This is a genomic window from Ruegeria sp. HKCCD8929, from assembly GCF_013031405.1.
GTDB lineage: Bacteria > Pseudomonadota > Alphaproteobacteria > Rhodobacterales > Rhodobacteraceae > Ruegeria.
This window is the reverse complement of record NZ_WPZY01000003.1, coordinates 123,851-136,162: the sequence shown is the minus strand read 5'-3', so window position 1 is coordinate 136,162 and position 12,312 is coordinate 123,851. Positions and strand designations below refer to the sequence as shown.

At 64.0% G+C, this 12,312-nt stretch carries 12 protein-coding genes; 10 read left to right on the top strand and 2 right to left on the bottom strand.

Annotated elements, in window-relative coordinates; all coding sequences use genetic code 11:
* Positions 1 to 32: 32 nt before the first annotated feature.
* A complete protein-coding gene (locus GOX53_RS05660) occupies positions 33 to 1,007 on the bottom strand; it encodes a phosphoadenosine phosphosulfate reductase (RefSeq protein ID WP_171174273.1) in 975 nt (324 codons plus the stop codon).
* Between the two features lie 337 nt (positions 1,008 to 1,344).
* Here GOX53_RS05660 and GOX53_RS05655 point away from each other — a divergent pair, with 337 nt between their 5' ends.
* The 10 genes from GOX53_RS05655 (at position 1,345) to GOX53_RS05610 (ending at position 11,347) form a co-directional block, all read left to right on the top strand.
* Positions 1,345 to 2,253, top strand: a complete 909-nt coding sequence (locus GOX53_RS05655; RefSeq protein WP_171174271.1) for a MoxR family ATPase — start codon at positions 1,345 to 1,347, stop codon at positions 2,251 to 2,253.
* A 57-nt stretch (positions 2,254 to 2,310) separates the two neighbouring features.
* Positions 2,311 to 3,567, top strand: a complete 1,257-nt coding sequence (locus GOX53_RS05650) for a VWA domain-containing protein (RefSeq protein WP_171174269.1) — start codon at positions 2,311 to 2,313, stop codon at positions 3,565 to 3,567.
* Positions 3,568 to 3,696: 129 nt separating this feature from the next.
* The gene (locus GOX53_RS05645) at positions 3,697 to 3,981 is read left to right on the top strand and encodes a hypothetical protein (protein WP_171174267.1); all 285 of its coding nucleotides are present in this window, start codon (positions 3,697 to 3,699) and stop codon (positions 3,979 to 3,981) included.
* Positions 3,982 to 4,105: 124 nt separating this feature from the next.
* Positions 4,106 to 4,657 (top strand): YeeE/YedE thiosulfate transporter family protein, encoded by a 552-nt coding sequence (locus tag GOX53_RS05640; protein ID WP_171174265.1) that lies wholly within the window; start codon positions 4,106 to 4,108, stop codon positions 4,655 to 4,657.
* Between the two features lie 3 nt (positions 4,658 to 4,660).
* A complete protein-coding gene (locus GOX53_RS05635; protein WP_171174263.1) occupies positions 4,661 to 5,251 on the top strand; it encodes a DUF6691 family protein in 591 nt (196 codons plus the stop codon).
* A gap of 138 nt (positions 5,252 to 5,389) precedes the next feature.
* A complete protein-coding gene (locus GOX53_RS05630; protein ID WP_171174261.1) occupies positions 5,390 to 6,358 on the top strand; it encodes an XdhC family protein in 969 nt (322 codons plus the stop codon).
* Positions 6,355 to 7,356: a molybdopterin-binding protein gene (locus GOX53_RS05625; protein ID WP_171174260.1), complete on the top strand. Its 1,002-nt coding sequence runs from the start codon at positions 6,355 to 6,357 to the stop codon at positions 7,354 to 7,356. Before GOX53_RS05630 ends, GOX53_RS05625 begins: the two co-directional genes overlap by 4 nt.
* Before the next feature lie 153 nt (positions 7,357 to 7,509).
* Positions 7,510 to 7,995, top strand: coding sequence for a (2Fe-2S)-binding protein (locus tag GOX53_RS05620; protein ID WP_171174259.1), 486 nt, complete (start codon positions 7,510 to 7,512; stop codon positions 7,993 to 7,995).
* Between the two features lie 87 nt (positions 7,996 to 8,082).
* Positions 8,083 to 10,446 carry a xanthine dehydrogenase family protein molybdopterin-binding subunit gene (locus GOX53_RS05615; protein WP_171174258.1) on the top strand — a complete coding sequence of 788 codons (2,364 nt, stop codon included), beginning with the start codon at positions 8,083 to 8,085 and terminating at the stop codon, positions 10,444 to 10,446.
* A gap of 109 nt (positions 10,447 to 10,555) precedes the next feature.
* The gene (locus GOX53_RS05610) at positions 10,556 to 11,347 is read left to right on the top strand and encodes a xanthine dehydrogenase family protein subunit M (RefSeq protein ID WP_171174257.1); all 792 of its coding nucleotides are present in this window, start codon (positions 10,556 to 10,558) and stop codon (positions 11,345 to 11,347) included.
* Positions 11,348 to 11,396: 49 nt separating this feature from the next.
* On the opposite strand, the gene GOX53_RS05605 is transcribed toward GOX53_RS05610, so the two are convergent.
* On the bottom strand, positions 11,397 to 12,299 hold the full coding sequence (locus GOX53_RS05605; RefSeq protein ID WP_171174256.1) for a MurR/RpiR family transcriptional regulator: 903 nt from the start codon (positions 12,297 to 12,299) through the stop codon (positions 11,397 to 11,399).
* Positions 12,300 to 12,312 lie beyond the last annotated feature (13 nt).

Genomic DNA, 12,312 nt, shown 5'->3' with positions numbered 1-12,312 from the left:
ACCTGCACCAAGGGGCGAGGCAATTTGCGCCGCTAGCGGGTCGCGGAATAGGGAAGCAGAATTTCCCGGTTTTCCATCGCGGTTTTAAGCCTGGCCATTTGACGGCGGAACCGTTTCACCCGGCGGCGGCGCGGCATCCGCGCAATGGTGTCACGACAGAGCAGATATTTGAGATAGTGCCGGTTCTCGCGATTCAGCCGGGCCAAAAGCCGCAGTAAATAGTCGATATTGTCCCGACGGGCCCGGTAAAGGCGATAAAATGCATTCGCTGTCAACTCTCCGGTTGCCGCCAGTTCCAGCAGGGGCTCGAGAATGTTCATCTGTTGCAGGTTCTGTTCCAACGTCCCGCCCATATTGGGCATCCGTAACAGGGTCACATTCTGCCGCGCCATCATCGCGGCATGTATTGCGTCCGGTCTCTCAGACGGGTCGTACAGGACAAATGCCTGGGCCGCGGCATCCAGCATGTCCGGGGCAAACCCGTACCTGTCGGTGAACGATATCCGGCGCGCAGCGCGAAATCTGGTGTCCCATCCGCACAGGCGCGGATCTAGCGTGGCCTGTGGTTGAATGGCCAGCACCGTCGCACCGGGGGCCGCTACGGAAAAGACTGCGGCGGCATATCCGCAGGAACCGCTGCCATAAAACAGGATCTGTTCGAAGTCGTCGAACAATCCGGCGTCAGTCAGATGGTCGAAGAGGGCAAAGACGCTCTGATCGCGGAACCAGGTGTTGCCGAGAGACACCACCGCCAGGTGCGACCAATCCTTCGCCTCGGCAAACGCGCGGATATTGGGCTGAGGCATCTCTGATGCTGGGGTCAAGTCTTGCGCGATTTCGAACGAAACCAACAGGGTGTCGCCGCGTCTGGAGAACATACAGGAGTGCTTGTCGCCCAGTGAGTGTACCTCTCCCTCGGGCAGATACACATCCGACGGTTCTTCCATCCAGCCATCAAGGCCCGGCCCTTCAAAGGGGCCGTCAACATCACTTAACTCGTCACGCATATTCAACTCTTATCTCCGGGCCGCATAGGCGCCGGAGTTTTACTCTAAGCGCGGGAATGTGGCCAAATTGGGCAAATCCTACGGTGCTTTCTGGCGGATTTGTCATTTGTTATCCGGGATTTGACGAGATTTCTTGGCACCTATGGATATACCACATCTCATGTGATGCCCTTTTCGGATCTTCTTGGAGTTGCGCCAATGATCATTAGGTCCCAATTCGCTTCGGGTTTCGGATTGCCTTGTCAAAACACTGCAATGCCGCATGTCACTTGCAGACACCCGCCCTTGACCTGTCGTGCAGGCCGTGACCTCTTGGGCGCAACAACAAGGAGAGACCATGAGCCAGTCGCAATCGATCGACGCCGTGCAGGAACTGCTGGGCGCCCAAGGCTATGTCTGCGGTCGGGCGCTGGCCACGGTGGTGTTTCTGGCGCTCAAACTGGGACGACCTCTGTTTCTTGAGGGCGAGGCTGGTGTCGGCAAGACCGAGATCGCCAAGGCGCTGGCCGCCGGGTTGAACCGGCGCCTGATCCGGCTGCAATGTTACGAGGGCCTCGATGCCGCCTCGGCCGTTTATGAATGGAACTTCCCGGCGCAGATGGTCGCGATCCGCACGGCCGAAGCCGCCGGTTCAGCCGACCGTGCTGCGCTGCAGACCGAGCTTTTCTCCGACGAATTCCTGGTGGAACGCCCACTGTTGCAGGCCATGCGCCCGGACGAGAACGGCGCGCCGGTGCTGCTGATCGACGAACTCGACCGCACCGATGAGCCCTTCGAGGCTTTCCTGCTCGAAGCGCTCTCCGATTTCCAGGTCACCATCCCCGAACTTGGCACCGTCACCGCGCCCGAACCACCCATCGTCGTGGTGACCTCGAACCGCACGCGCGAAGTACACGACGCGCTCAAGCGCCGCTGCCTTTATCACTGGGTCGACTATCCCGATTTCGACCGCGAGGTCGAAATCCTGCATGCCCGCGCGCCCGAAGCCGCCGAAACCCTCAGCCGCGAGGTGGTGGCCTTTGTCCAGAAACTGCGCACCGAGGATCTGTTCAAGAAACCGGGCGTGGCCGAGACCATCGATTGGGCCAAATGCCTGCTGGCGCTGGATGTGATCAACCTCAGCCCCGAGGTGATCGGCGACACGCTGGGCGCGATCCTGAAATATCAGGACGATATCCAGAAACTGCAGGGTTCCGAGGCCAAACGCATTCTGGATCAGGCCAAAGCCGAGTTGGAACTGGCCTGATGCTTAATCTTTTCGGAAATACTCCGGGGGTATGGGGGCAGAGCCCCCATGAGGGCGATGCCTGAACACCTCCCGCTCGATATCCCCGACGATCCGAAGCTGGCCCACAACATCACCCATTTCGCCCGCGCTCTGCGCAAGGCGGGGCTACCCATTGGGACGGGCCGGGTGATCGACGCCATCCGCGCGGTCGAGGCGGCGGGGTTTACCGAGAGACGCGATTTCTACTGGACCCTGCATGCCTGTTTCGTGAACCGGCCCGAGCACCGCGCCGTCTTTGCCCAGATCTTCCGCCTCTATTGGCGCGATCCACGCTATCTGGAACACATGATGTCGATGATGCTGCCCGCCATCCGCGGCGTACAGGAAGAACGCAATGCACAAGCCGCCGAGAAACGCGCCGCCGAGGCGCTGCTCGATGGCGTGCAGCGCGATCTGCCGGAATTCGAAGAACAGGAAGGCGGCACCGAGATCGAGGTTGACGCCTCGCTCACCATGTCTTCCGAGGAACGGCTGCGCACGCTGGATTTCGAACAGATGAGCTCCGACGAGATCGCGCAGGCCAAACGGATGCTCGCCCGTCTGAAACTGCCGGTGCAGCCGATCCCTTCGCGCCGGGCACAGACCAGCCATCTGGGTCACCGCATCGACCGCGCCCGCACCTTGCGCGCTGCCATGCGGCAGGGGGGCGAACTGCGCGACATCGCTCGCAGTGTGCCACGCCCGCGCTGGCCGAATCTGGTCGTAGTCTGTGACATCTCGGGCTCGATGAGCCAGTACAGCCGCATCATCCTGCATTTCCTGCACGCCGTCTCGAACGCGCGCGGCGCGGGCTGGGCGCGGGTGCATGCCTTTACCTTCGGCACCCGGCTCACCAACATCACCCGCCACCTGGCCACCCGCGACGTGGACGCCGCCCTTGCCGCCGCTGGCGCCGAGGCGCAGGACTGGGAGGGTGGCACCCGCATCGGCCAGTGTCTGCACGCCTTCAACCGCGACTGGTCGCGCCGGGTGATGGGGCAGGGGGCCGTGGTGTTGCTGATCACCGACGGGCTAGACCGGGATGATCCCGATCAACTCGCCCGCGAGATGGAGCGTCTGCACCTGTCGGCACGGCGTCTGATCTGGCTGAACCCGCTGCTTCGGTGGGAAGGCTTCGCGCCCAAGGCGCGGGGAATTGCAGCGATGCTGCCGCATGTGGACAGCTTTCGGGCGGGCCATTCCATTGCGTCGCTGGAAGAGCTTGCCGGGGTCATCTCACGCCCGGACGATGTCGGCGAAAAAGCCCGGCTGCTGGCGCGTCTCTCGGCCTGACCTTAAGAACTTTCTCTTGATTTACGGTGAATTGAGTTGCTTTTTTCCCACTGGCCCAAGATTGACAGGCCGAGCCGACATATCTCAGCATTCGAATTGTGTGATGTTGCACGGTAACGAGGGACAGAAATGGAAAACCTTATTGCTCAGATTGTTGGCGGTGCTCTTGGCGGGACCGCAGGCGGCAAGGTGTCACCCGGAAATTCGATGGGGAACATGGGGAACCTGATCGCCGGTGCGATAGGCGGTGTTGGTGGCGGTCAGTTGCTGGGCGACCTGCTGGGTGCGGCTGGGGGCGACGCTGCCGGCGGCATGGATATCGGTGCCATGCTTGGCAATCTGGTTGGCGGCGGCGTCGCGGGTATGGTTGTGCAGGTCGTTGTTGGAATGGTGATGAAGAAGATGCGCGGCTGAGCGCTGTCACATCTGAGGTGCAGCCAGTCTGGTCCGTGCCACCCGGTTTGATTTAAATCATTCCAATTTCAGAATGTGAGATATATTCTGTTTCGCGAATGTAAGATTCGCGAAAGGAAACACCATGCCTCTGAACTGGAAAACCGGGGGGCTGCTGCTGGGACTGGTGTTCTTTGCCGCCGTCCTGCTGGTCAAGCCCATCGGGGTCTCAACCCAATTCGTCATCCTCGACGGGATCGTCGCGGACGCAGTCAATCCTGATCTGGTGACCAAAACCGACGAGGGCTATAGCTCGACCAACACTTATCTGGCCGAATCCGGCGGCAAATACGCCAAGTCGGTCGCCAACCCGCTGAACTATTCCTTTGTCTTCGTGATCGCCATGATGGCGGGCGGGCTTCTGTCCGCGCTCGCGCGGGGCGGCATCCCCGTCGATGACCGCTGGGTCCCGGCCCTCTGGCGCGTCAATTTCGGCGATTGCCGCGTCAAACGCTCGGTGGCGGCCTTCTTGGGCGGCTTCATCGTCCTCTACGGCGCCCGGCTGGCGGGCGGCTGCACCTCGGGCCACATGATGTCGGGCATGATGCAGACCGCGCTCTCAGGCTACATCTTCGCCGCAGGGGCCTTTGCCGCCGCTATCCCCGTTTCCCTTATGCTGTTCCGGAAGGAGGTCTGAGCCATGACCACGATCCTGCTTGCCATCGTCATCGGTGCCGCGTTCGGCGCGGTGCTGGACCGGGTGGGGGCTTCGAACCCTTCCTACATCAACACGATGCTGAACCTGACCAACCTCAACCTCGCCAAGACGATCCTGCTGGCCATCGGCACCGGCTCGGTGCTGATGTTCGGCGGCCAGATGCTGGGACTGGTCGACGTCGGCCACATGTCGGTCAAGACTGCCTATCTGGGCGTGTTCCTCGGCGGGCTGCTGCTGGGCGCGGGCTGGGCGCTGTCGGGCTACTGCCCCGGCACCGGTGTGGTTGCCGCCGCCTCGGGGCGCAAGGATGCGCTGTTCTTCATCGCGGGCGGGTTGCTGGGTGCTGCCGCCTACATGGTCAGCTATCCGGCGTGGAAAGCCTCGGGCCTGCTCGACAAGATCGCAGGCGGCAAGGTAACGCTGGGGACCGTTCCGAGCGCCAAGTATGAGGGGCTGACCGCGCTGCCCGGCGACATTCTGGGCATCGTGCTGGGGCTGGGCTTTGTCGCGCTGGCCTTTGCCTTGCCCAAGCGGCTGATGGGCCAGCCCGCGCAGACCCAACCGGCGGAATAGGCCTCACCCGACACGCGTGGCCACATTCGCTATCATACCGGCCACGCGCCTGCGGTCCGGCGACCCCGTGTTCCCGCCGGACCGCTTTTCTTTACCCAAATCCTCCTTATGTTGAACCCCAGCACCTGGGAGGAGCCCATGCAGAGATTCGACAACAGCCCTGAAACCGCGCTCGCCTGGCACCGCAAGGGCATTGGTGCGGCGCTGGCCACGGTGGTCGAAACCTGGGGCAGCGCCCCGCGCCGGGTGGGGGCGCAGCTGGTCATCGGCGGCGACGGGCGGATCGAAGGCTCGGTTTCGGGCGGCTGCGTCGAGGGCGCGGTGATCGTCGAGGCGCTGGAGGCCATCGAGGAAGGCGACGCGCGCCTGCTGGAATTCGGCGTCAGTGACGAGGACGCCTTTGCCGTCGGGCTCGCCTGCGGTGGCACGATCCGGGTTCTGGTGGAGCCGGTCGGCCCGGTCCTGCCCGAGGCGATGCTGGCCGATCTGGTATCCGCCCGCAAAACCCGGGAGGCGCTGGCCTATGAGGTCAACATGGAGACCGGCCACCGGGCCCTGAAACGCGGCGCGTACCCCGACCGGATGCGGATGGACCGCTCGGGCTTCGAAGAGGACGCCCAGACTTTCGTGGCCGTCCACAACCCGCCCCTGCGGCTGATCGTGGTCGGCGCCGTGCATATCGCGCAGGCGCTGGTGCCGATGGCGCGGATCGCGGGCTACGACCCGGTGATTATCGACCCGCGCGAGGCCTTCGCCTCACAGGCGCGCTTTCCCGGCGAAAAGATCCTTACCGACTGGCCGGATGAGGCGGTGGCGCAGTTGGGTCTCGATCCGCGCACGGCGCTGGTGCTGCTGACCCATGATCCCAAGCTGGACGACCCCGCGTTGGCTGCCGCGCTCAAGGCGGATGTGTTCTATATCGGCGCGCTGGGTTCGACCCGGACCCATGCCAAGCGTGTGGAGCGGATGACTCAGGCCGGGTTCACGCCGGAACAGATCGGCCGCATTCACGGCCCCATCGGCCTCGATATCGGGGCGGCGGGCCCGTCCGAGATCGCGGTGGCGATCCTAGCGCAGATGACGGCGGTGCTGCGGGGCAAGGCATGAAATTCGGCCCAGTCCCGGTGGCGCAGGCCGGGGGCGCCATCCTCGCCCATTCGGTGCAGACCGACGCCCGGAAACTGCGCAAGGGGCTGACGCTGGAGCCCGCCCACCTCGCCGCGCTCACCGAGGCAGGCATCGCCGAGGTCATCGTGGCACGGATGGAGCCTGACGATTGCCATGAAAATGAGGCCGCGCAGATGCTGGCAGCCGCTCTCGCCCCCGATCCGGCGGTGGCAAATCTGCGTGTGACCGAGCCCTTCACGGGCCGGGTCAACTTTCTGGCCGATGCGCCGGGCGTGGTCGAACTCGACATCGCCGCCATCGAGGGCTTTAACCAGGTCCACCCGATGATCACCGTGGCGACCGTGCCGCAGTATCAGCAGATGGGGCCGGGCGGCATGGTGGCGACGATCAAGGTGATTTCCTACGCGGTGCCGCGTGCGGATGTAGAGCGAGCCGTGGCCGCCGCCCAAGACGCAATCCGGCTGGTCACTCCCGTACACGACACGGCGGCGCTGGTGATCACCGAAATCCCTGGCGGCCCGCCCAACGAAAAGGGCATCGCCGCCATCAAGGGCCGCGTCGAAGCGCTGGGGATGGAGCTGAGCGATATTCGCACCGTTCCGCACCGGACGCCGGAACTGGCGCAGGCGGTCGATGCGGTGGCGGGCGACATGGTGATGATCCTTACCGGCTCGGCCACCTCCGACCCGCATGACGTGGCCCCCAGCGCCGTGCGCGCGGCGGGGGGCGAGGTGGACCGGTTCGGCATGCCCGTCGATCCCGGCAACCTGCTGTTTCTGGGCCAGCTCGGCCCGCGCCCGGTGATCGGCCTGCCGGGCTGCGCGCGCTCGCCGGCGCTCAACGGCGCCGACTGGGTGCTCTCGCGCGTGGCCTGCGGCATCGCCACCACCGGCGCCGATATCGCCGCCATGGGGGTGGGCGGGTTGCTCAAGGAAATCCCGACCCGGCCACAGCCGCGCGCCGGGAAAAAGGCGTGACGTAACGGCACTTTGGACGTCCGCCACTGCCGACTTAAGTCGTAGCCATTACCCGCAACCGCTTGGGGGATATTGAGAAATATTTTTGTTCTCAAACGATTTTTGCCGTGTTTAACTCACCCCAAGGAAAGAATAATCGAAAGGGAGGATCTCATGACACAGGTCTCGATGACCGTGAACGGGAAGGCCGTGAGCGGGGATGTGGAGGTGCGGACGCTGTTGTCCAGCTTCCTGCGCGATCACCTGTCGCTGACCGGCACCCATGTGGGCTGCGACACCGGCCAATGTGGCGCCTGCATGGTGCATGTGGACGGCGACGCGGTGAAATCCTGCAACATGCTGGCGCTCGAGGCCGACGGCGCGCAGGTCGACACCATTGAGGGGCAGGCGGCAGAGGACGGCACGCTCAACACGATCCAGCAGGCGTTTCAGGACCACCATGGCCTGCAATGCGGCTTCTGCACGCCGGGCATGGTGATGTCGGCGGCGGCGCTGCTCAAGGACAACCCGCAACCGACCGAGGCCGAGATCCGCGCCTATCTTGAGGGCAACATCTGCCGCTGCACCGGTTACCACAACATCGTCAAGGCGATCATGGCTGCGTCCGGTCAGGACGTGGGCGCCATCGCCGCCGAGTGACGCAACCGCGGGCGTGTGGAGGACGCGCCCGGGGAGAGTTGTAGGGTACGTGCCCGGCACGCACCGCTTATGGGAGGAGAACAAGCAATGCCCAAAGACAGTGGCATCGGAGCCAGTTCCAAGCGCCGCGAGGACGTGCGCTTTCTGACCGGCACCGGCAATTACACCGACGACATCAACGTACATGGCCAGGCCTATGTGCATTTCCTGCGCTCGGATGTGGCGCATGGCCGGATCAACGGCATCAATACCGACGCGGCTGCCGCCATGCCCGGCGTGGTGCGTATCTTTACCGGCGCCGATTTCGAAGGCGTGGGCGGTCTGCCCTGCGGCTGGCAGGTGACCGACAAGCACGGTGAGCCGATGCAGGAACCACCGCACCCGGTTTTGGCGCAGGGCAAGGTCCGCCATGTGGGCGATCCCATCGCCGCCGTGGTAGCCGACAGCGCCGAACAGGCGCGCGATGCCGCCGAGGCCATCGAGGTGGACATCGAGGATCTGCCTGCCGTTATCGACATGAAGGCGGCCCTCGCCGATGGCGCCACCAAGGTGCATGACGATCTGACCAGCAACCTCTGCTATGACTGGGGCTTTGTGGAAGAGAACAAGGCCGCCGTGGACGAGGCCATCGCCAACGCGGCCCATGTCACAACGCTGGAACTGGTCAACAACCGTCTGGTCGCCAACCCGATGGAGCCGCGTGTGGCTGTGGCCGATTACAATCGCGCTAACGACGAATCGACGCTCTACACCACCAGCCAGAACCCGCATGTGATCCGCCTGCTGATGGGCGCCTTCGTGCTGGGCATCCCCGAGCACAAGCTGCGCGTGGTGGCCCCGGATGTGGGTGGCGGTTTCGGTACCAAGATCTTCCATTATGCCGAAGAGGCGTTCTGCACCTTCGCCGCGCGTGCCATCAACCGTCCGGTGAAGTGGACCTCGTCCCGCTCCGAGGCCTTCATCTCGGACGCGCAGGGTCGCGATCATGTGACCAGGATCGAACTGGCGCTGGACGCGGACAACAACTTCACCGCGATCCGCACCGAAACCCATGCGAACATGGGTGCGTATCTCAGCACCTTCGCCAGCTCGGTTCCGACTTGGCTGCACGGCACGTTGATGGCGGGAAACTACAAGACGCCGCTGATCTATGTGAACGTGAAGGCGGTGTTCACCAACACCGTGCCCGTCGATGCTTATCGCGGCGCCGGACGGCCCGAGGCTACGTTCCAGCTGGAGCGCGTGATCGACAAAGCGGCGCGCGAGTTGGGCGTCGATCCGATTGCGCTCCGGCGGCAGAATTTCATCACCGAGTTCCCATATGCCACGCCGGTCGCGGTGGAGTACGACACCGGCAACTATGTGGCCACGATGGACAAACTGGAAGAGGTTGCGGATCTCTCGGGCTTTGCCGCCCGCCGCGCCGCAAGCGAGGCCAAGGGCATGCTGCGTGGTCTCGGCGTGAACTGCTATATCGAGGCCTGCGGCATCGCGCCGTCGAACCTGGTGGGCCAGCTTGGCGCCCGGGCCGGGCTCTATGACGTGGCCACCGTGCGGGTGAACGCCACCGGCTCGATCAGTGTCATGACCGGCGCGCACAGCCACGGGCAGGGGCACGAGACCGCTTTTCCGCAGGTGGTGGCCGATATGCTCGGTATCGATGAGAGCATGGTCAACATCGTGCATGGCGACACAGCGAAGATTCCGCATGGCATGGGCACCTACGGCTCACGCTCGCTGGCGGTCTGCGGTTCGGCCATGGTGCGCGCGACCGAGAAGATCATCAACAAGGCCAAGAAGATCGCGGCCCATCTGATGGAGGCCTCGGAAGCGGATATCGAACTCAAGGACGGTCAGTTCAGCGTGGCCGGCACCGACAAGTCGGTGGCCTGGGGCGATGTCTGTCTGGCGGCATACGTGCCGCATAACTACCCGCTCGAGGATATTGAACCGGGGCTTGAAGAGACCGCGTTCTACGACCCGGCCAACTTCACCTATCCGGCGGGGGCCTACGCCTGTGAGGTCGAGGTCGACCCCGAGACCGGAAAGGTCAGCATCGAACGGTTCTCGGCGGCGGATGATTTCGGCAATATCATCAACCCGATGATCGTTGACGGTCAGGTCCATGGCGGTCTGGCGCAGGGTATCGGTCAGGCGCTGCTGGAGCACGCGATCTATGACGAGAGCGGGCAGTTGCTGAACGCCTCTTACATGGACTACGCCATGCCGCGTGCTGATGATGTGCCGTTCTATGAGGTGGATCATTCCTGTCAGACGCCCTGCACCCATAACCCGCTTGGGGTGAAGGGCTGTGGCGAGGCCGGGGCCATCGGCTCGCCACCTGCGGTGGTGAACGCTGTGATCGACGCGCTGCAATCGGGCGGCAAGAATGTCACCCATATCGACATGCCCGTGTCGCCGTCGCGTGTCTGGGCGGCAATGAACGGCTGAGTGGAGAGGGCAGGACCGGGGGCTGTCTGCCCCCGGACCCCCGAGGATATTTCTGAACAGAAGAAGCAGGGGCGGTGCGCCCGGGACTTCTTCGGAAAGGAAAGACGGAATGTATAATTTCGAGTTTGAGAAGCCCTCGACCATCGCCGATGCGGTGGCGGCGCTGGGCAGTGAGGACGCGCAGGCGCTGGGTGGCGGGCAGACCCTGATCCCGACGATGAAGCAGCGGTTGGCGTCGCCGGCCAAGCTGGTGTCGCTGAGCGGGATTGCCGAGATGAAGGGCGTCTGTGTTGAGGATGACGGCTCGTTGGCCATCGGTGGCGGGACCACCCACGCCACAGTGGCAAGCGAGGCGGCAGGCACGTTTCCGGCGCTGGCTAATCTGGCGAGCCATATCGGCGATCCGGCGGTGCGCAATCGTGGCACCATCGGTGGGTCGCTGGCCAATAACGATCCGTCGGCCTGTTATCCGGCGGCGGCGCTGGGTTCGGGTGCGACGATCCGGACCAATGCACGCGAGATTGCGGCGGATGACTATTTCCAGGGCATGTTCACCACTGCGCTGGATGAGGGCGAGATCATCACCTCGGTTCGTTTCCCGGTACCGCAGGCGGCGAACTACCAGAAGTTCCTGCAGCCCGCCTCGCGCTTTGCGCTGGTCGGCGTGTTCGTGGCGCGGTTTGCGGACGGTGTCCGCGTGGCGGTCACTGGTGCCTCCGAGGATGGCGTGTTCCGCTGGTCGGAGGCCGAGCAGGCCTTGTCCGGCAGTTTCAGCGCCGATGCGGTTTCAGGGCTTTCGGTCGATCCGGGCGGCATGATCGGCGATCTGCACGGGACCAAGGAATATCGCGCGCATCTGGTCGGCGTCATGACCCGTCGCGCCGTGGCAGCGGCCGGCTGACCGCGATGACGCGTTTGAGGGCTCCTGCCACCCGGCGGGAGCCTTTTTGTCAAGTCTCGCGGATGCGGGGCAGGCGCGGGGCTTTCCAATAGGCGCCGGTATCCTCGCGCATGGCCTCGTAATCGGCGATGCGCTGGTGGGCGGCGGCGCCCCCGGCGGCGATCAGGTGGCCCAGCAGGCATTCCAGCACCGCCATCGCGCCGGTATAGCATTCGAAATGATGTTGCGACTGGGTGGCAACCGGCAACACCAGATCCGGCTCGACGCGCGGCGCGATCACCTCGCTGTCCGAGATCAGGATGATCCGCGCCCCGCGCTGGCGGGCAAAGCGCAGCGACTGGATGGTTTCGGCGGAATAGGGCGCGAAGGTGACGGCCACTAGGCAATCCTGTGCGCCGGTATCCATCAGTTCGTCCACTGCCGAGCCCATGTGCCGCGGCACCAGTTGCAACCCCGGCAGCGCCATGCGCCCGACATAGTGGAAGTAATAGGCCAGCGCATAGCTCGCCCGCGAAGCAGTAACATAGCAAGTGCGCGCACCGGTCATGAATTCGACCGCCGTCCGCGTCTTTTCCGGTGTCATCAGCCGCAGGGAGCGGGCCACGATGTTCATCCCGTTGCGCGCCAGATCGGCCTGCATCCGCCCTTGGGCGCCGTCGCGGGCCATCCGCTCCAGCCAGTCCGCGCCGAGGCTGTCCTCACGCTCGGTCACCAGTGCAGCACGGAAGGGCGCTCGGAACGGATCGAACCCGTCGAACCCCATATGCCGGGCCAGCCGCACCAGCGCATTGGTACTGACGCCGATCCTGGCCGCGGTGACGCGAACCGGATCGATCCCGAAATCGCCGGGATGGTCGATGATATACTTCGCCACCGCCTTGAGGCGCGGCGGTAGAGAGTCGATCTCGGCCTTGAGCCGGACGATGAGCTGGGATTTGGTCTGGGTCGGCATGGCGAGATAAAAA

Excerpts from the sequence above, each read along its gene's own strand:
- GOX53_RS05660 (WP_171174273.1), bottom strand. The coding sequence starts at position 1,007 with ATGCGTGACGAGTTAAGTGATGTTGACGGCCCCTTTGAAGGGCCGGGC.
- GOX53_RS05655 (WP_171174271.1), top strand. The coding sequence starts at position 1,345 with ATGAGCCAGTCGCAATCGATCGACGCCGTGCAGGAACTGCTGGGCGCC.
- GOX53_RS05650 (WP_171174269.1), top strand. The coding sequence starts at position 2,311 with ATGCCTGAACACCTCCCGCTCGATATCCCCGACGATCCGAAGCTGGCC.
- GOX53_RS05645 (WP_171174267.1), top strand. The coding sequence starts at position 3,697 with ATGGAAAACCTTATTGCTCAGATTGTTGGCGGTGCTCTTGGCGGGACC.
- GOX53_RS05640 (WP_171174265.1), top strand. The coding sequence starts at position 4,106 with ATGCCTCTGAACTGGAAAACCGGGGGGCTGCTGCTGGGACTGGTGTTC.
- GOX53_RS05635 (WP_171174263.1), top strand. The coding sequence starts at position 4,661 with ATGACCACGATCCTGCTTGCCATCGTCATCGGTGCCGCGTTCGGCGCG.
- GOX53_RS05630 (WP_171174261.1), top strand. The coding sequence starts at position 5,390 with ATGCAGAGATTCGACAACAGCCCTGAAACCGCGCTCGCCTGGCACCGC.
- GOX53_RS05625 (WP_171174260.1), top strand. The coding sequence starts at position 6,355 with ATGAAATTCGGCCCAGTCCCGGTGGCGCAGGCCGGGGGCGCCATCCTC.
- GOX53_RS05620 (WP_171174259.1), top strand. The coding sequence starts at position 7,510 with ATGACACAGGTCTCGATGACCGTGAACGGGAAGGCCGTGAGCGGGGAT.
- GOX53_RS05615 (WP_171174258.1), top strand. The coding sequence starts at position 8,083 with ATGCCCAAAGACAGTGGCATCGGAGCCAGTTCCAAGCGCCGCGAGGAC.
- GOX53_RS05610 (WP_171174257.1), top strand. The coding sequence starts at position 10,556 with ATGTATAATTTCGAGTTTGAGAAGCCCTCGACCATCGCCGATGCGGTG.
- GOX53_RS05605 (WP_171174256.1), bottom strand. The coding sequence starts at position 12,299 with ATGCCGACCCAGACCAAATCCCAGCTCATCGTCCGGCTCAAGGCCGAG.